Below are 18,762 nucleotides of genomic sequence, written 5' to 3'. Positions count from 1 at the left end.
GATCCTAACTTTTTACCAGCGGCGCTCAAAGCGGCGACGCAGAATGATGGCGACGGCGTTCATGATCAGCAGGAACACCAGCAGAACGATGATCGCACCGGATGCGCGCTCAACAAACGCAGGGTCCGCGCGTTGGGTCCAGTTGTAGACCTGAACCGGCAACGCAGCAGCAGGTTCAAAGAACCCCTCGGGCGGGGCACTGGGGTATTCGCGCACAAAGGCGACCATACCGATCAGCATCAGCGGAGCTGTCTCGCCAAGCGCCTGCGCCAGACCGATGATGGTCCCGGTCAGAATGCCCGGCATGGCCAGCGGCAGAACGTGGTGGAAAACGGCCTGCATTCGGGAGGCGCCCACACCCAACGCGGCATCGCGGATCGACGGCGGAACCGCCTTGAGCGAGGCGCGCGTGGCGATAATGATCGTCGGCAAGGTCATCAGCGTCAGCACCAGACCGCCCACAATCGGGGCCGACTGAGGCAGGCCAGCGAAGTTGATGAAAATCGATAGGCCCAGGATACCGAACACGATGGATGGAACCGCAGCGAGATTGGAAATGTTCACCTCGACCAGATCCGTGAACCGGTTCTTTGGCGCAAATTCCTCAAGATAGATCGAGGCTGCAACACCAATGGGGAGTGTCAGGCACAGCACGATGATCATCATGTAGAACGATCCCAGGATCGCCACGCCCAGACCAGCCGCCTCGGGGCGGTTCTCGGACGCGTCCGCCATGGTCAGGAAACCCCAGTTCCACGAGGTTTTCAGCAGGCCTGCCTCTTTCAGTTGATCCGCCAGTTGCAGCTGCTCGGGCGAGATGTTGTTGTCGATTTCGGCGGATTCCATCGTCACCCGGCCCTTGTAGTAGCCATCGATACGGCCCGAGGCGAGGAACTTGAACTCCACCGTTTGACCCACGCGGTTCACATCGGCGCGGACATAGCGGCGCAGATCAGCGGCCCCCTCTTTCGAGATCAGCGCAGCCGCCTTTTTGGCGGTCAGGCCATCAACCGCAATCCCGTCTTCTTCGGCCAATTTCTCGAACGAGGCGACAATCAGGGGCGCGTAGCCAAACGTTGTGACCTTGCGGATTTCTTCAGGATCTCCTGTGCCCTTTTTGTCCAGCTTGGCGGGGTCCAGATAGACCTCAAGCGTGATGAACGTCTGAAAGAAGGCCGAAGAGCCGTTGTAGAGGATCGAGCTGACCAGCCCCACCAGCGCCATTATGGCGACAACGATGGCAGCGACGCCATAGCCCCGGAAGCGGGCCTCGGCCGCGTTGCGGCGGCGGGTTCTGTCATCAGCGGCCAGAAGCGAGGTGGCGTGCTTGGTCGTGGGCGATGCGCCGGACGAGGTTGCGTCGGTCATTCGTACTGCTCCCGGTACTTACGGACGATGTAAAGCGCCAGGACGTTCAGCCCCAACGTGATGACAAAAAGGGACAGGCCAAGGGCAAAGGCCACCAGAGTTTCGGGGCTTTCGAACTCAGTGTCCCCGGTCAGCTGGCTGACGATCTTGACGGTGATGGTTGTCATGGCTTCGAACGGGTTGAGTGACAGCTTAGCCGCGGCCCCTGCCCCCATGACCACGATCATCGTCTCGCCAATGGCGCGCGAAGCCGCCAGCAGGATTGCGCCAACAACACCCGGCAAAGCCGCAGGCAAGATCACTTGCTTGACGGTCTCGGACTGGGTTGCGCCCAGGCCGTAAGACCCGTCGCGCATGGATTGCGGCACAGCGTTGATCACGTCATCGGACAGCGACGACACAAACGGGATCAGCATGATGCCCATGACAAGGCCAGCAGTCAGGACCGAAGACGACGATGTCCCAAGACCCAAAGGCTGAGCGAAGTAGTCACGCAACAAGGGACCAACTGTGATCAGCGCAAAGAGACCGTAAACAATTGTGGGAATGCCGGCCAGAACCTCGACCATCGGTTTGACGATGGATCGCACCCGGTTGCTGGCATATTCGGACAGGTAAATCGCAACCATCAAGCCGATGGGCACGGCAAAGAGAAGCGCCACAAATGACACGTAAAGCGTACCCCACAGCAACGGGAAGATGCCCAAGTCCGAACCGCCACTGAACTGCGGGTTCCAGGTCAGGCTGAAAAAGAAGTCCTTGGCTGGGTACAGGCCAAAGAACCGCACGGTTTCGAACACCAGCGAAAAAATGATGCCAACGGTGGTCAGGATGGCCACCAGGCTTGCCACGATCAACAGCGCCTTGATCGCACGCTCGGAAACGTTACGGGCGCGATAATCTGGGTGGATGCGCTTGACGGAAACGAGGAAACCAGCAGCCGCAATCAAGATAACAACACCGGCCATCAACAGGCCAAGCGTCCCTTTGATCTGACGGTATTCCTTGGCCACGGTCAGGATGTTCTGCTCGACGGCCGAGGCCAGCGCGATACCGGCGCTGCCAAGCATGGCGCGCACGTCGGTGTTGTCGGTCGTCATCGAGGCGATCTGCGTCTCGGACACGATGCCCTTTTCCAAGGCCGTGTTCAGACCAGAGGCGACGCGGCGAACATCGGACATGACCAAGCTGCGCGAGCTGCCTTCGGCGATGTCGGTGTCGCTGATCATGTCAGAGATCTGGCCGTCGATGTAAAGCGGCTGAAACAGCAACCAGCCAATCATCACCAAAAGCGCAGGCACGGCCGTAAACAGAAACACTGTCTGACCATAGTAACCTGGAAGCGAATGAAGCCCGCGGGCGTCTCCGCCTGCGGTGCTGATCGCGCGAGAGCGACCAATGACAAAGCCAATCGCGGCTAGGGCCACAACGACAAGAAGGACAAGACCTGCGTTCATGGGAGCTCCAACGCGGAAGTCAAAGGGAAGAAAGTGAAAAAAGGTGGCGCCGTGAATACGGCACCACCCTGTCAGTCAAGTGCCGATCAGTTCGACAGAGGGGCCATCGGGGTGCCGTTGGCAACCATTTCCTGAGTCTTGGCCAGCTCGGGGTCCGAAACCAGACCATAGTCAGCCAGCGGGCCATCGGGGCCTGCCATGTCGTCGCTCACGAAGAAGTCGACATATTCCTGCAGGCCAGGGGTCACACCCAGGTGCGCTTTCTTGATGTAGAAGTACAGCGGGCGCGAAACCGGATACTCACCCGAGGCAACGGTCTCGGTCGAGGGGGTGACGTTGTCCATGGTGGCAACAACCAACTTGTCGGTGTTGTTCTGGTAGAACGACAGACCAAAGACGCCGATGGCTTCGGGGTTGGCCGCCAGACGCGACAGGGTCTCGGTATAGTCGCCGTCGATGTCGACCGAAACGCCGTCGGTGCGCAGAGAGTGACAGGCTTTCTTGGCTGCTTTCTTGTCGCCGCCGTTGGCTTCTTTGAAGATGTCCATGGCGCCGGTTGCTTTACAGCCTGCTTCCAGAACTTTCTTGTCGAACACTTCGCGGGTGCCGTGCTTGGTGCCCGGGATGAACGCCAGGATGTTCTGTGCGGGCAGGTCGCCGTTCACGTCCGACCACTGGGCGTTCGGGTTGTCGACCAGCTTGCCGTCAACCACAACCTGCTTGGCAATGGCGTTGAACCAGTCAGCGGGCGAAAAGGCAAACGAGGGGCCGTTGATGTCCGATGCGAAGACGATGCCGTCGTAGCCAAAGCGCACTTCGATGATCTCGGTCACGCCATTGGATGCACACAGGTCAATGTCCGACTGCTTGATGCGCGAGGACGAGTTGGCGATGTCGATGGTGTTGGGGCCAACGCCTTCACACATTTTCTTGCGGCCTGCACCCGAACCGCCACCTTCGACAACCGGTGTCGGGAAGTCAAAGTTTTCGCCGAAAGCTTCGGCCACGATCGACGCGTAAGGCAGAACGGTGGACGAGCCTGCAACCTGAACGTTGTCACGTGCGTATGCGGTGGTGGCAGAAACGGCAGCAATGGCGATGGCCGATGCAGAGAGTTTCACGAAGGACATTCTATGTCTCCTGATGAACAAAACTTGGGTCGATCACCCCCATGATGATCTTGCCGCGACTCGTAAGCGGCTTTGGTGAGGCTTTTGTGACAGGTATGTAACAGCTGTATGACAATGGCAGTTTTGTGACGGATTTTTTCTGCGGTGCAGAATGGCGTCAACTGCGGTCGTTTTTCTGATCCGAGGCCATCACCGCAGCAATTTCTGCGCCAGGCATTGCCTGAGCGGTGTAAGAAAACGTACCCGTTTCAAGGACTTCCTTGCCTGCGCTCTGGATTGCACCCAAGGCCGCCCGGGCAAATGATCCACCTACACTGACCCGGCGAACCCCGGCATCTGCCAGTTCTTGCACCGAAAAAAACGGGGGCCTCAGCCCCATGACAACGTTAACAGGCTTGTTCACTTCGTTACAAACGGTGCGGATTGCATCCAGGTCCGGCAGACCCGGGGCGTAAAGAACATCGGCCCCGGCTTCGGCAAAGGCCTGCAACCGTCTGATGGTTTCGCCCATGTCGGGACGATCCCACAAATGCCCCTCAGCCCGCGCGGTCAGCAAAAATGGTAGATCCCGAGACGTCTCGGCCGCCGCGCGTACGCGATCAACGGCGTGTTCAAACTCAAAGATCGGATCGTCGGGATTGCCGGTGGCATCTTCGATGGAACCACCCACCAAGCCGATAGCGGCGGCTTGTCGAATGGTCTCGGCACAGTTTGCCGGATCATGGCCAAACCCATCCTCAAGGTCTGCCGTGACGGGCAGATCGCTGGCCGCCACGATTTCGCGGGCGTTGTCCAGGATCTCGGCGCGGCTCAATCCGCAGATGCCATCGACCTGACCCCGCGAAAAGGCAAATCCCGCACTGGTGGTCGCAAGCGCCGGAAACCCGATGGCGGTCAATAGCCGGGCCGTACCCCCATCACAGGCATTTGCGACCACAAAGGCGCCCGGCGCCTCATGGAGTTTTTGAAACGTCTGAAACTTGTGTTGTGTGTCCATGTTTTTGCCCTCACTCAAAACCCGATGACATGAGTTTGCTGACGCAAGAACAAAATGGCAACACACTTAACGCGGCAGAATGACGGTAAAGGTGGTCCCCTGCCCCAGTTCGCTTTCTACGCGCAGCCGCCCGCGGTGGCGGTTGACGATGTGTTTGACGATGGCCAGGCCCAGGCCGGTGCCACCCAACTCGCGCGAGCGATGGCTGTCGGCGCGGTAGAACCGTTCGGTCAGGCGTGGCAGGTGCACGGGATCGATCCCCGGACCATGGTCAATCACCTGCACCCGAGCAGACGGGCCGCGGACTGCCACGTCGCGCTCCATCTCGATCAGTTTGATGTCGACACGCCTGCCGCTGCCTCCGTATTTGATCGCATTCTCGATCAGGTTGGTGAACACTTGGCGCAGCTGATCGGCATCCCCCATAACCAAGACCGGCGCGTCGGGCGCTTCGAGGTTCAGCCTCACACCTGCGTCCTGCGCCAAGGGGCGGATTGAATGAATGGTCGAGGTGATCTGCGCCGTCAGGTCCAGCTCTTCTTTGGGCCGCACTCGCTCTTCGCTTTCGACCCGGTTCAGGGACAGCAGATCGCCCACCAACCGGTTCATCCGGCTGGCTTCGCCGTCCATGATTTCCAAGAACCGTTCGCGGGCACCTGCGTCGTCCTTGGCCGGGCCGCGCAAGGTTTCGATGAACCCCATCAGTGCGGTCAGCGGCGTGCGCAGCTCGTGGCTGACATTCGCGACGAAATCACGACGCATCTGATTGGCTTGCTCTAAGTGGGTCACATCCGTGAAACTGACCACCACTGCTCCGCCTTGCACGGCACCCACACCGCGGACATAGCGGCAATTCACAATGAATGTCGTGTCTTGCGCACCGTCGTTGGACAGATACCGGGTCTCGGTCGGATCTTTGGAAACCAGGCTCTTCTCGATGGCCTCGATGATCTGCGGTTGGCGCAGCAGCGTGGCAAAGTGGCGGCCGACGATGTTTTGGCCGAACATCGCACGCGCCACGCCGTTGGCGCCAATCAGACGCTCGGATTGATCGACCAACACGGCCGGCAACGGGATCGCTTCGACAAAGTCAGGGATAAATTCGTCTGACATGAAATTACTCATAACATCTATTGGGCCTTTGCCTGTCCCTACATCTCAACTGTAACACCTATGCGGCATTTTCCCTGCTTTGCCTTCAACCCGCGGGCGTCATGGTGTCGCGAAACCGGCGCATGTTCTCTTGGTAGTGCTGCGCACTCATGGTGATGCGTTGCGCGTTGGCCTCATCAATCTCGCGCACGACCTTACCTGGCGCGCCCATGACCAGAGAGTTGTCGGGAATTTCCTTGTTCTCGGTGATGAGCGCCCCGGCCCCGATCAGGCAGTTCTTACCGATTTTGGCCCCGTTCAGGATGGTCGCGCCCATGCCGATCAGGGTGTTGTCGCCAATGGTGCAGCCGTGCAGCATGACCTTGTGCCCGATGGTGCAGTTTTTGCCGATGGTCAGGGGAAACCCAGCGTCGATGTGCATGACGCAGTTCTCCTGCACGTTGCTGCCCTCGCCCACACGGATCTCTTCATGATCGGCGCGGATTGTGCAGCCGAACCAGACGCTCGATCCGGCCTCGAGCACGACTTTGCCGATCAGGTTGGCGTCCGGGGCGACCCAGGTGTCTTCGTGGATGTCCGGCGTGTGATCGCCCAGGGCATAGATGGTCATGACAGCTCCTCGAACTCGGTTTGCAGAGTACGCACATGGCGTTGCAGCGCGGGCTGCTGGATGCGGCGCATGCGCTCTGCCTCGATAATGGTTTTCAGCTTGGCTTCGGTGTCGTCCAGATCATCGTTGATCAGGACATAATCGTAATAGCCCCAGTGGCTGATCTCGTCCCAGCTTTTGAGCATCCGCTTGCTGATCACGTCGTCACTGTCCTGCGCCCGCGTTTCCAGGCGCCGACGCAACTCACGGATTGACGGCGGCAGGATGAAAATAGACAGTGCGTGCTTGCCCAGATCCGAATTTCGGATCTGGATCTCGCCTTGCCAATCGACGTCAAAGAGCACGTCCTGCCCCGACACGATGGTGTCGCGCACCGGACCCGCGGGCGATCCATAGAAATTGCCGAACACGTGGGCATGTTCCAGCATCTCGCCATCCATAACCTGCTGTTTGAATTCATCCTCGGTCTGAAAGAAGTATTCGCGCCCATGTTCCTCGCCCGGACGCGGTGCCCGGGTTGTGGCTGAGATCGAGAATTTCAGGCTTTCGTCCCAGGCCATGAGACGGCGGGCGAGCGTGGATTTACCGGCCCCCGAAGGGGACGACAGAATGATCAAGAGGCCCCGGCGATCTTGCATGGTGTTCTCTTTCGTTTCGTTATTCGACATTTTGAACCTGCTCGCGCATCTGGTCGATCACGGCTTTCAGCTCCAGTCCCACGGCGGTCAGCTCGGTGTTCTGCGCCTTTGAGCAGAGCGTGTTGGCTTCGCGGTTGAATTCCTGCATCAGGAAATCCAGCTTGCGGCCCACGGCCCCGTTCTGTGCCAGCAGATCCCGCGCGGCAGCGACGTGGGCTTTCAGGCGGTCGATCTCTTCTGTGACGTCCGATTTGACGGCGATAAGGGCCAACTCTTGTGCCACGCGGTCGGCATCGGCCCCGTCGGTGTTGTCCAACACGCGCGCCAAATTGGTCTTGAGTGTCTCGGCCACTTGCGCGGTGCGCGCCTCGGCCAAGCCAGCTGCTTGAGCCGTCAAGGTTTCGACGGTGTCCAGCTGACCGTTCAGGATGCTGTGCAGCGCCTGCCCTTCGGTGCCGCGCATTTGCAGAAATGCTGCAACCAGGTCAGAAAACTCGGATTTCATTTGCGCAACAAGCGGTGCGGGATCGTCGTCGCCCGTGCTGACCTCGAGCATGCCGCGCAAGGCCAACAGGTCGGACGCCTTGGACGGGGCCAAAGTGACACCACGCTGCATCGCGCGGTCTTCGATCTCGGACAGGGCCGCCAATGCGGTGTCCAACGCGGCAGAGTTCAGCTGCAACCCGCCGGTTTCCTCGGCACGGCTGACACGCAGTGACACCGTCACGCTTCCACGCGCGACCGATTTTGGCAGATCGGCACGCAGCGCAGCCTCAAGCCCTTCGAGCCAGTCCGGAACCCGGATACGCAGATCCAACCCCTTGGAGTTCACGCTGCGCAATTCCCAGGCCCAACTGTGGGGCCCACGTTCTCCGCGTGCGGATGCAAAGCCTGTCATCGATCTGATCATACGTGTTCTACCTCGCAGCGATCCCTATACGTGGTCGCACCTAATGCCATAGGGGGTGTCAGGGCAAGACCTGGCGGCGCGCGCGGGGGCGCCAAGACCGCAAAACAAGGGCGATCTCCCGCTTGTTAAGAACAACTTCGGGGATGTTAACCATTCGTTAAAGATTTGCTCCAAAATTGACTCAACCCATGCCAGATTAACTTTTGGGTAACCTGTTGTGCTGCTGTGCGAAGTCCAAATCGCCCCAGCCGACACGAAAAGGAACAATGGCATGCGGCGCTTTTTGGGTGATACGTTGAGTGACAAATTGGAGAAGGTGGTTTCGATGGACCGGTTTCGCAGTGGACGCAGCCTGTCTCCCCTCCGTCAAGCCGAGGCCTATTGGTCTGCGCTGCGCACCGATGATGATGTGCCGCTGCGCTCTGCCATTGATCCGCGTGGATTGGAAAACATCCTGCCTTACGCCTTCATTCTGGAACGCATCGCGCCGGGCGTGGCCCGGTTTCGGCTGGCCGGTCAGCATCTGACCGAACTGACCGGGATGGAAGTGCGCGGCATGCCCTTGACCGCCCTGTTCACCAGTGCGGCGCGTGCCGAAGTAGGTGCCGTTCTAGAGCATATGTTCGACACCCCCGCCGTCGCCGAACTGGATCTGATTGCTGAACGCCGCTTTGCACTTAGCCCGCTAGAGGCGCGGATGGTCCTGCTGCCGCTCAAGAGCGATTTTGGCGACACCAGCCGTGCGTTGGGTGTCCTCGTCGCCGAAGGGGAATTGGGAAAACGGACCTCGCACAGCTTTGACGTGACCCGGTCCCAGCTGCGCGACCTGAACGGCGAACACACGGTGCCACCTGCAGTGGTCGAAGAAGTTCCCGGGCTTGCAGAAGAGCCAGCCAGCTTTGACGGTGCACCGCATCTACGCCTGGTGGCCTCACGCGACGAGGTGTGAGCTGTCTGAGGCGCAGTTGTCTCAAAAGAAGCGGTAAAGGAACTCGCTGGAATTTGGGAAAGCGCCCTGCAAACCCTTTATTGGGCGCGGATCAGTGTTTCCTCTCCATCCCAGGCGTACGACACCGTGCACTATGCCAACTCGATGTGAATTTTGAGAAAGAATGACAACAATTAGAAATTGATCATATTTCATTTTTGATAAACTTAGGGGAGATTACTTATGCGCGATGCGATTCAAACCGGGGGGATGATCGCATTCGCAAAAGCTACTTTTGACGGAGATCCCATTGGAATTACTGTTATTGTTATCTGTGTTGGGTTTGGGCGCAGCGACTACGGCCATGCTCGACGAAGATGATCCGCTGCGCGCGGAACCTGACGCGCCAGAAGACCCTACAGATTCCTTGCCCAAGGACGACCCGCTCACCCTTATCGGAACCCAAGGCCAGAGTGACACGCTGACCGGCGGGAGTGGCGATGATACGCTAAGCGGCAATCCTGAAGAAACTGACATCCTGATTGGGGGTTCGGGCGACGATCATTTCGATGTTTCGCATGGCAACACCGCAACTGGCGGCGAAGGGGCAGATCGGTTTGCCCTGGATGTCTCGCACCGCTTCAACGATGAAACCCCGACCAGCCGGATTACCGATTTTGATCCCACACGGGATCAACTGGTTTTGGAAGACTTCGACACTGAAATTCACGTGGTTCCGCTGACGGATGAAGACGGGTTGGGACTTGTTTCGCGGAATGGTGAATTGTTGCTCACCCTTCCTGGCGTGACCGAGTTGCCAGGGGGTTCGGTGGTCTTCGAAGCCGAGATCCGCGATGATGATGACTCCTTTAGGGGGCCGCTGCACGATTTTGAACTTCGAATGGCGGACGACAGCGAAATTGAGATAACAGAGCCGGAACAAGGAGATCCCTATCAATTCCTGCTGGCCGGAGAAGGTGACAACAGAATTGAGGTGTTGTCAGACGCCTCTATCGTGAATGGCGGTGCGGGGAACGATGTAATCATTGTCACGGGCGATGGCGAAACCGCCCTGCCCGACAGCATCGTGCAGGACCGCGGGGATGACGACCCGCGTTATTGGAGCCTGCCGCACGACAATGAGGTCATCCAGCACAATCTTTATGGTGGCGAGGGCAACGATACGATCATCTTCTCGGCCGCTGAAAGCCATGGCTATATCGACACCTTTGGTGACGCGTCAGCAGACCTGGTTCGGATCGATGCTGCCAGGGATGTGGTGGTTCACGCCGGTGAAAACGACACCGTGATGGGGACTGATGGAGCCGAACATATGCACGTCGCGGTCGATGGCGCCGGTGTGGTCGAGGGTAGTGCAAGCAGTATGACCGTCTGGGCCACAGGTGAGAGCACGGTGAACGGCGGGTCCGGCAACGAGGCGCTGCTCGGCCGGGATGGGGCGCAAACGCTTTCTGGCGGCGCAGGCAACGATATCATCCATGGTAGCCAGGCGTATGGTTTCCACGGAAATCACAGTGACGATGCGAGAAAATTCCAGGATGACGCAGCCGACACGCTGGATGGGGGTACCGGCGATGATCACATGTACCTGGCTAACGGTGATCTGGTGAGTGGCGGCACGGGCACAGACGCCTTCAGGGCGGTTCTGCATCCTGACGATGATCTGGGTGCGGCGGTGATCACCGACTTCGAGCCAGAGAGCGAAGTCGTCAATGTCTGGTTTGCCAACGGGGCGTACACCCACGAAGGGGATTTACCCCATGGTCCCAGCTATGACTTGCGCGGTCGCGTTTCGATTGTACAAACCGAAGACGGCTCCAGCGCAATTCACCTGGACGGTATTGAAGCCTTGAGACTCGAAGAGACTGACGCGGCGGATGTCTCGGCCGGGTTCCTGTACGTTGACGAAGTTGGAGACGAGACCTGGTTGGATCTGGAGGGAAATGTTGTGGCCCGCGACAGCCTCAACGTTCAGATGATCGTCTATCACAACTATGATGAGTACAGTTAAAACAAGAAAGGGCGGAGCAACAGCTCCGCCCTTTGTCTTTTGGACTATCTCTCAGCTTCAGCCCGCGGCGCGCGCGCCACGATCCGAACGCAGCTTGGTCAGCTCTTCGGCCACCAGGAAGGCAAGCTCCAGCGACTGGCTGGCATTCAGGCGCGGATCACAGGCGGTGTGATAGCGATCGCTCAAGTCCTCGTCGGTCACAGCACGGATGCCGCCGGTGCATTCGGTGACGTCCTGGCCGGTCATCTCGAAATGTACGCCACCGGGAATGGTGCTTTCAGCGGCGTGAACGCCAAAGAAGTCGCGCACTTCGCGCAGAACGGAATCAAACGGCCGTGTCTTGTAGCCGGTCGAGGATTTGATGGTGTTGCCGTGCATCGGGTCACAGACCCAAGTGACATTGGCACCTTCTTCCTTCACCGCCTTGATCAGGCGCGGCAGATGCTCGCCCACGTTGCCTGCTCCAAAACGGGCGATCAGGGTCAGGCGACCCTCTTCGTTTTCGGGGTTCAGCTTGGCCATCAGCACCTTGAGGTCTTCGGCGGTCGTTGACGGCCCGGTCTTGAGCCCGATCGGGTTCAACACGCCCCGGCAGAATTCCACATGCGCGCCGTCAGGCTGACGAGTGCGGTCGCCGATCCAGATCATGTGACCGGACCCAGCCAGCCAGTTGCCAGAGGTCGAATCAAGACGGGTCAGCGCCTCTTCATACTCGAGCAGCAGGCTTTCGTGGCTGGTGTAGAACTCCACTGTCGAGAACTCGTGCATGGTGTCCGAGTTGATGCCGGCGGCTGCCATGAAGTCGATGCTGTCCTGGATTCGGCTGGCGATCTCGGAATACTTCTGCACTTCCTGATCATCGGTAAAGCCCAACGTCCACGAGTGCACACGCTTCATGTCGGCGAAACCACCGGTCGAAAAAGCCCTGAGCAGGTTCAGCGTCGCGGCAGCCTGGGTGTAGGCTTGCAGCATCTTCTTGGGATCGGGAATGCGCGCCTCGGGCGTGAAGGCCAGTTCGTTGATGATGTCGCCGCGGTAGCTGGGCAGCTCCACGCCATCCACAACTTCAGTCGGAGCCGAACGCGGCTTTGCGAATTGGCCTGCCATGCGGCCCACTTTGACCACCGGAACCTTGGCGCCATAGGTCAGAACCATCGCCATCTGCAGCATGACCTTGAACGTGTCGCGGATCGCATCCGCGCTGAATTGTTCAAAGCTTTCGGCGCAATCGCCACCCTGCAGCAGAAAGGCCTCGCCGCGCGCAGCAGCACCCAGTTGTTGCTTAAGGGTCCGGGCCTCTCCTGCAAACACTAGCGGCGGATAGTTCGAAAGCTGTGACTCGACTGCGGCCAGGGCCGCGGCATCGGTATAGTCGGGCATCTGAACCCGCGGTTTGGTGCGCCAGTTCTGTTTTTGCCACTCACTCATAGCTCTAATCTCCGCTAAGGTATTCTCAGGGGGCCTCTATACAAAATGCGGGCATGAGAGGCCATATGCGATTTGCGGCTCTTGACGTCGTAATTAAGCTCTGAGCATGGTGCCTAAAGCGTCGCCAAACTCTCCAACCCACCGACGCCCGCGAATAAGGAATGCTGAGCCATGCAAGAGCAACGCCAAGTTGTCGAAGTGGACACCGATCAGACCAAACCAAAACGGTTCGTCTTTGTCCTTTTGGACAAGTTTTCGATGCTGTCCTTCGCTTCGGCGCTCGACAGTCTTCGGATCGCAAACCGAATGTCGAACCGCGAGCTTTACAGCTGGATCTTGTTGGGTGAAGGCGGTGATGCCGTCAGTTGTTCTGCGGGAACCACCTTCAAGCTGGACGACGACCTGATCGAATTGGCCCGCGATGACGTTATTCTGCTGTGCGGCGGCGTCGATGTGCAGGTTTCCACGACCAAGAAGGTGCTGAATTGGCTGCGTCGCGAGGCCCGAAAGGGGCTCAAGATCGCGGGGCTGTGCACCGGGGCTTATACGATGGCGAAGGCCGGTCTGCTAGATGGCAAGAAAGCGACGATCCATTGGGAAAACGCCGACAGCTTTGCCGAAGAGTTCGACGAGGTCGAATTGACGAAATCTGTCTTCCTGCACGAGGGCAACCGGATGACCACCGCAGGTGGCACTTCCTCCATCGACCTGATGCTCAAGGTGATTGCCGAAGATCACGGCGAAGAGCTGGCAAATGCCGTGGCGGATCAGATGATCTATTCTTCGATCCGGACCGACCAGGACACGCAACGCCTGTCGACGCCGACGCGAATCGGTGTGCGTCACCCAAAGCTGAGCCAGGTCATCCAGATGATGGAAAAGAACATCGAGGAACCCATCAGCCCCTCGATCCTGGCCAAGGATGTGGGTATGTCGACCCGGCAGCTGGAGCGCCTGTTCCGGCGCTACCTTAACAGATCGCCGAAACGCTATTACATGGAACTGCGCCTGCAAAAGGCACGCAACCTGCTGATGCAGACGGACATGAGCGTGATCAATGTGGCGTTGGCCTGTGGTTTCGCGTCGCCCAGCCATTTTTCCAAATGCTACCGGGCGCATTACAACACCACGCCTTATCGAGAGCGCGGAGCGCAGGCTTCGCGTTTGTCTGTTTGATCCGACGACTACTGCTGACCGCCTTGCTCGCCGTGCCGTCAGGGTGCGGCGTTGCAGTCTATACGCCGATTGTTGGGGCGGCGTTGCTAGGTCAAGACAGCGTCGATGTCGAAAGCCAGACGACAGAGGGCCGATTGGTTGGGCAAACCCTGAGCGTACCCGCAAATAGCCGATATGCTCTGAGACAGTTCAGCAGCGGCACAGTGTTTCTGGCATTTGATCTGAGCGTCAATGGAACCCGATTGCTGTGCCCGATGGCGGGACAAAAGCTTGTGGTAACGCGTGTCTATGACGACAAGGTCAATGGCGGGCGGTTCTACGACGCAGAAGTCGACTGCACCGGAACCTCGCAGACTGTGCGGCGCAACCACTGGTCTCCCGATCTGCTGGAGTGGTCCCACAGCAGCTGACACCCATCGACAACCGCTCGGAAGCGGCTCAAAACTTGCCAAAGATCTTTTCCGAGTTTGTGTTCAGATTGAACTTGAGCACGATCAGATCGTCTTCGGTCTGATGCAGAAACGCGTAGAAATAGACATAGCTGGTGCGTTTGTTCCAATAGGCTCGCATTTCCTGGCTGAACCCGTTGCCCAGATCGACCCGTTTGATCAGCGCGGTGTCCGTGAAATCAAAAGGCATGGCATTCAGAAGTTGGGCGTTGACCCCCCGCATCTGTTCGGGTGTGTATTCATCCTTGCCCCCCATGTTGTTGATCAGCGGGATGAAATCGCGGCTCATGATCTTGTCGTCAATAAAGCGCTCATAGGCGTCATAGTTGTCGAAACGGCTGTCTTCGGCCAAAGCGACAAACGGCACAAAGATAAATGTAAGAACAAAAGAAATGAGTTTCATGGAAATACCTCCCCAAGGGTATTCTACCCCGCAGGTGTCATTCGGTAAACGGCCCCTTGCCCAACCGAGATGAACCAGATCGACCCGTCCGGTGCTTCGACGATGTCGCGGACCCGCTCGGTCTGCGGGCCCTTGATCTGTTCGACTTCGCGCACATTGCCGCCATCAAGCCGCGAGATGTAGTCGAACTTGAGCGAACCCACGAACAAGTCGCCGCGCCACTGCGGCCACAGCTTGCCGGAATAGACCATCAGGCCCGATGGCGCGATGGACGGGTCCCAATAGTGTTCGGGCTGCTCCATGCCGGGTTTCGACGTCCCCTCGCCGATCTTGCCGCCAGAATAATGAACGCCATAGGAAATGACCGGCCATCCATAGTTTGCGCCCTTGCGGATCGCGTTCACCTCGTCTCCGCCCTTTGCCCCATGTTCAGACGTCCAGAGCCGCCCGCGCCCGTCCAGGCCTGCGCCTTGCGGGTTGCGGTGGCCATAGGACCAGATCTCAGGCCGGATGCCTGCGTCCCCGACAAAGGGGTTGTCACCGGGCACGGTGCCATTGCGGTTGATGCGCACGATGGTGCCATTGTGGTTCGATCTGTCCTGTGCCGATGGCCGATCACCCCGATCCCCGATGGTGACAAAAAGCGTGCCGTCGCGCCCCTCGACCACGCGGCTGCCAAAATGCCGCCCGCCAGAGCCGCCCGTTGCCGCCTCAAAGATCGTGCGCACATTGGTCAACCTGCGTCCGTTGTTGTCCAGCTTGGCCACCGCCAATGCGGTGCCAGCACCACCCCGCTGCCGTTTGGAATAGGTCAGGAATATCTCGCGCGAGCGGGCAAAATCGCGCGCGACTGTGACGTCCAGCAAGCCACCTTGTCCACGGGCTTGGACCTTGGGCACGCCCGAAACTTTGGTGGATTGCCCGTCTTGGACAAAAAGCAGATCGCCATCACGTTCGGTGATCAGAAAGCCGCCCGTTGGCAGCACCCCGATGGCCCAGGGTGTGTCCAGCCCACCAATCATCTGGGTCAGCTGAACAGCGCCCGCCCGCGTATTCAACGTCTGAGCGACCGAGGGCTGCGCCAAACCCATGATCAGCAGAATCGCGACCCTTACCCACATGCCCGGCACCTCCGTTTTGGCGAACTCACCTCTCAATTTGGTGCAAAAAATACTGAAACCAAACAGGATCGCCACGCAAAAACACGTTATCGTTAGGACTTTTCTTTTTTGCAGAGCTTGCCTAGGGTCGATCACAGAACGATCACGTTCCAACTAGGGAGTTAACCATATGAAAAAGCTGCTCACCGCAACTGCGGCAACGGCGCTGATGGCAACCACTGCAATGGCAGGCGGTCACGCCAAAGAAGTCAAACTGGGTATCATCTTCGGCTTTACCGGCCCGATTGAATCGCTGACCCCGCCGATGGCGGCTGCCGCCGAACTGGCGATGAAAGAAGCCACCGACAGCGGCCTGCTGCTGGACGCGGCCAAAGTCACGCCGATCCGCGCAGACTCGACCTGCATCGACTCGGGCGCAGCCACCGCGGCAGCCGAGCGTCTGATCACATCCGATGGCGTGAACGGCATCGTGGGCGGTGACTGCTCCGGCGTGACCGGTGCGATCCTGTCGAACGTTGCCCTGCCCAACGGCATGGTCATGATCTCGCCATCGGCGACCTCGCCTGCTCTGTCGACCGCCGAAGACAACGGCCTATTCTTCCGCACCGCACCGTCGGATGCCCGTCAGGGTGTCGTGATGACCGAAGTTCTGATGGAACAGGGCATCAAGGAAGTCGCGCTGACCTACACCAACAACGACTACGGCAAGGGCCTGGCGGACAGCTTCCAAGGCGCGTTTGAAGCCGCAGGCGGCACCGTGACCATTTCCGCCGCACACGAAGACGGCAAAGCCGACTACTCGGCCGAAGTTGGCGCATTGGCTGCTGCGGGTGGCGAAAAGCTGGTGATCGCCGGTTACGTCGACCAGGGTGGCTCGGGCGTGATGCGTGCGGCGCTGGATTCGGGCGCGTTTGACAGCTTCCACTTCCCCGATGGCATGTACGGAGCCAAGCTGGAAGAGAACTTTGGTTCGGAAATCGACGGTTCAACCGGTCAGCTACCGGGCACTGACAGCGCCGGCGCGGGCACCATGATCGAAATGGGCGAAGCAGCCGGTTTTGACGGCACCTCGTCGTTTGTGGGTGAATCCTACGACGCCGCGGCCCTGATCATGCTGGCCATGCAAGCTGCAAACTCCAGCGCACCTGGCGACTATGCCGGCAAGGTGATGGATGTGGCCAACGCACCGGGCGAAAAGATCTATCCGGGTGAACTGGCCAAGGCGCTGCAGATCCTGAAAGACGGCGGCGAAGTCGACTATGTTGGCGCAACTGCGGTCGAACTGATCGGTGGCGGCGAGTCGGCTGGTAACTATCGCCAGTACGAAATCAAGGACGGCAAAATCACCACTGTCAAATTCCGCTGATGCGGCAATGACTTGATAAAATTGACCAGCCCGGACCTTGTGTCCGGGCTGTTTCAATGACAGAAGGCCGCACCTCAAAATCGGATGAGGCCAACAAAAAAGGGGTCCGCGCCAAAAAACAGCGGACGGGGGAAAACATGATCGTCGTCGAAGACGTGCATAAGCACTTTGGCGGATTCCGGGCGGTGGATGGTGCATCGCTTGAAATCGCCGAGGGCTCCATCACTGGGCTGATCGGCCCGAACGGGGCCGGAAAGACCACACTGTTCAATGTCATCGCAGGTGTCCTGCCGCCCACAAGCGGCAAGGTAACCATGGCGGGTGAAGACATCACCGGCCTGCCGCCGCATGAGCTGTTTCACAAGGGGTTGCTGCGGACGTTTCAGATCGCGCATGAGTTCAGCTCGATGTCGTGCCGTGAGAACCTGATGATGGTTCCGGGCGCGCAATCGGGCGAGCAGCTGTGGAACACCTGGTTCGGTCGCAAACGCATCGCGGATGAAGAGCGCGCCTTGCGGGCCAAGGCCGATCAGGTGCTGGAGTTCCTGACCATCGAGCATCTCGCCGACCACAAGGCGGGTCAGGTCTCGGGCGGCCAAAAGAAACTTCTGGAACTAGGCCGAACCATGATGGTCGATGCCAAGATCGTTTTTTTGGACGAGGTTGGCGCCGGCGTGAACCGCACCCTGCTGATGACCATCGGCGACACCATCCTGCGCCTGAACAAGGAACGCGGATACACCTTCGTCGTCATCGAGCACGACATGGATTTCATCGGCAAGATCTGCGGCCCCGTCATCTGTATGGCCGAGGGCAAGGTTCTGGCCGAAGGTTCGCTGGACGAAATCAAGGCCAACGAGCAGGTGATCGAGGCCTATCTGGGCACCGGTCTGAAGAACAAGGATCAGTTGGAGAACGCAGATGGCTGAACCCTTTCTGATCGGTGACACGATGACCGGCGGCTACGGCAAGGGGCCGGACATCCTGCACGAGTGCACCATCGCGGTGAACCCCGGCGAGATTGCCGTCATCGTCGGCCCCAATGGCGCGGGCAAATCAACAGCAATGAAAGCCGTGTTTGGCATGCTCGACGTCCGTCAGGGCGCGGTGCGTCTGGACGGCGAGGACATCACCAAGCTCAGCCCGCAGGACCGCGTGGTCAAGGGCATGGGCTTTGTGCCGCAGACCTCGAACATCTTCACCTCGATGACGGTCGAAGAGAACCTTGAGATGGGTGCGTTCATTCGCACCGACGACATCTCGGACACGATGGAGCAGGTCTATACCCTCTTCCCGATCCTGCGCGACAAGCGCCATCAGGCGGCCGGAGAGCTCTCGGGCGGTCAGCGTCAGCAGGTGGCCGTGGGGCGCGCGCTGATGACCCAACCCAAAGTTCTGATGCTGGACGAACCCACCGCGGGCGTCTCGCCCATCGTCATGGACGAATTGTTCGACCGCATCATCGAGGTCAGCCGCACCGGCATTCCGATCCTGATGGTCGAACAGAACGCCCGCCAGGCGCTGGAAATCGCTGACAAGGGATACGTCCTGGTCCAGGGCCGCAACGCCTATACCGGTACAGGGAAAGAGCTGCTGGCTGATCCCGAAGTCCGCAAATCGTTTTTGGGGGGGTGAC

The 18,762-nt window shown here is 59.0% G+C and carries 18 protein-coding genes; 7 read left to right on the top strand and 11 right to left on the bottom strand.

Features of this window, described 5'->3' with window-relative positions:
- Positions 1-12: 12 nt before the first annotated feature.
- The 8 genes from pstA to TRM7615_RS11355 form a co-directional block, all read right to left on the bottom strand.
- On the bottom strand, positions 13-1,368 hold the full coding sequence (gene pstA, locus TRM7615_RS11390) for a phosphate ABC transporter permease PstA (RefSeq protein ID WP_108787552.1): 1,356 nt from the start codon (positions 1,366-1,368) through the stop codon (positions 13-15).
- Entirely contained in the window at positions 1,365-2,825 is a 1,461-nt protein-coding gene (pstC, locus tag TRM7615_RS11385; protein WP_108787550.1) for a phosphate ABC transporter permease subunit PstC, read from the bottom strand. The genes pstA and pstC overlap by 4 nt, the downstream gene beginning before the upstream one ends.
- Before the next feature lie 86 nt (positions 2,826-2,911).
- Positions 2,912-3,955, bottom strand: a complete 1,044-nt coding sequence (locus TRM7615_RS11380; RefSeq protein WP_108787548.1) for a substrate-binding domain-containing protein — start codon at positions 3,953-3,955, stop codon at positions 2,912-2,914.
- Between the two features lie 157 nt (positions 3,956-4,112).
- A complete protein-coding gene (locus TRM7615_RS11375; RefSeq protein WP_108787546.1) occupies positions 4,113-4,952 on the bottom strand; it encodes an isocitrate lyase/PEP mutase family protein in 840 nt (279 codons plus the stop codon).
- A 66-nt stretch (positions 4,953-5,018) separates the two neighbouring features.
- Positions 5,019-6,065, bottom strand: coding sequence for a sensor histidine kinase (locus TRM7615_RS11370; RefSeq protein ID WP_108787544.1), 1,047 nt, complete (start codon positions 6,063-6,065; stop codon positions 5,019-5,021).
- An 85-nt stretch (positions 6,066-6,150) separates the two neighbouring features.
- Positions 6,151-6,675, bottom strand: a complete 525-nt coding sequence (locus TRM7615_RS11365; protein ID WP_108787542.1) for a gamma carbonic anhydrase family protein — start codon at positions 6,673-6,675, stop codon at positions 6,151-6,153.
- A complete protein-coding gene (gene gmk, locus TRM7615_RS11360) occupies positions 6,672-7,313 on the bottom strand; it encodes a guanylate kinase (protein WP_108787979.1) in 642 nt (213 codons plus the stop codon). The genes TRM7615_RS11365 and gmk overlap by 4 nt, the downstream gene beginning before the upstream one ends.
- A gap of 19 nt (positions 7,314-7,332) precedes the next feature.
- Positions 7,333-8,211, bottom strand: coding sequence for a YicC/YloC family endoribonuclease (locus TRM7615_RS11355; RefSeq protein ID WP_235824071.1), 879 nt, complete (start codon positions 8,209-8,211; stop codon positions 7,333-7,335).
- Positions 8,212-8,494: 283 nt separating this feature from the next.
- On the opposite strand from TRM7615_RS11355, the gene TRM7615_RS11350 reads away from it, so the two are divergent.
- Both TRM7615_RS11350 and TRM7615_RS11345 read left to right on the top strand, forming a co-directional pair.
- Entirely contained in the window at positions 8,495-9,172 is a 678-nt protein-coding gene (locus TRM7615_RS11350; RefSeq protein WP_235824070.1) for a PAS domain-containing protein, read from the top strand.
- Positions 9,173-9,461: 289 nt separating this feature from the next.
- On the top strand, positions 9,462-11,183 hold the full coding sequence (locus TRM7615_RS11345) for a calcium-binding protein (RefSeq protein ID WP_125133671.1): 1,722 nt from the start codon (positions 9,462-9,464) through the stop codon (positions 11,181-11,183).
- 57 nt (positions 11,184-11,240) lie between these two features.
- On the opposite strand, the gene TRM7615_RS11340 is transcribed toward TRM7615_RS11345, so the two are convergent.
- A complete protein-coding gene (locus TRM7615_RS11340; protein WP_108787536.1) occupies positions 11,241-12,611 on the bottom strand; it encodes a class II 3-deoxy-7-phosphoheptulonate synthase in 1,371 nt (456 codons plus the stop codon).
- Positions 12,612-12,782: 171 nt separating this feature from the next.
- Here TRM7615_RS11340 and TRM7615_RS11335 point away from each other — a divergent pair, with 171 nt between their 5' ends.
- Positions 12,783-13,787 carry a GlxA family transcriptional regulator gene (locus TRM7615_RS11335; protein ID WP_108787534.1) on the top strand — a complete coding sequence of 335 codons (1,005 nt, stop codon included), beginning with the start codon at positions 12,783-12,785 and terminating at the stop codon, positions 13,785-13,787.
- Positions 13,784-14,197, top strand: coding sequence for a hypothetical protein (locus tag TRM7615_RS11330; protein ID WP_108787532.1), 414 nt, complete (start codon positions 13,784-13,786; stop codon positions 14,195-14,197). The genes TRM7615_RS11335 and TRM7615_RS11330 overlap by 4 nt, the downstream gene beginning before the upstream one ends.
- Before the next feature lie 28 nt (positions 14,198-14,225).
- Here the strand turns inward: TRM7615_RS11330 and TRM7615_RS11325 are convergent, their stop codons facing one another.
- Both TRM7615_RS11325 and TRM7615_RS11320 read right to left on the bottom strand, forming a co-directional pair.
- Positions 14,226-14,639, bottom strand: a complete 414-nt coding sequence (locus tag TRM7615_RS11325; protein WP_108787530.1) for a hypothetical protein — start codon at positions 14,637-14,639, stop codon at positions 14,226-14,228.
- 23 nt (positions 14,640-14,662) lie between these two features.
- The gene (locus tag TRM7615_RS11320; protein WP_108787975.1) at positions 14,663-15,760 is read right to left on the bottom strand and encodes a PQQ-dependent sugar dehydrogenase; all 1,098 of its coding nucleotides are present in this window, start codon (positions 15,758-15,760) and stop codon (positions 14,663-14,665) included.
- 169 nt (positions 15,761-15,929) lie between these two features.
- On the opposite strand from TRM7615_RS11320, the gene TRM7615_RS11315 reads away from it, so the two are divergent.
- The 3 genes from TRM7615_RS11315 to TRM7615_RS11305 all read left to right on the top strand — a co-directional run bounded on the left by TRM7615_RS11315 (position 15,930) and on the right by TRM7615_RS11305 (position 18,761).
- Positions 15,930-17,126: an ABC transporter substrate-binding protein gene (locus TRM7615_RS11315; protein WP_108787528.1), complete on the top strand. Its 1,197-nt coding sequence runs from the start codon at positions 15,930-15,932 to the stop codon at positions 17,124-17,126.
- 137 nt (positions 17,127-17,263) lie between these two features.
- Complete coding sequence (locus TRM7615_RS11310) at positions 17,264-18,055, top strand: ABC transporter ATP-binding protein (protein WP_108787973.1); 792 nt, start codon at positions 17,264-17,266, stop codon at positions 18,053-18,055.
- Positions 18,048-18,761, top strand: a complete 714-nt coding sequence (locus TRM7615_RS11305) for an ABC transporter ATP-binding protein (RefSeq protein WP_108787526.1) — start codon at positions 18,048-18,050, stop codon at positions 18,759-18,761. Before TRM7615_RS11310 ends, TRM7615_RS11305 begins: the two co-directional genes overlap by 8 nt.
- Position 18,762: the final 1 nt, after the last annotated feature.

The organism is Falsiruegeria mediterranea M17, from assembly GCF_900302455.1.
Classification (GTDB): domain Bacteria; phylum Pseudomonadota; class Alphaproteobacteria; order Rhodobacterales; family Rhodobacteraceae; genus Falsiruegeria; species Falsiruegeria mediterranea.
The sequence above is the reverse complement of the archived record's forward strand: the minus strand, read 5'-3'. Positions and strand labels throughout refer to the sequence as shown.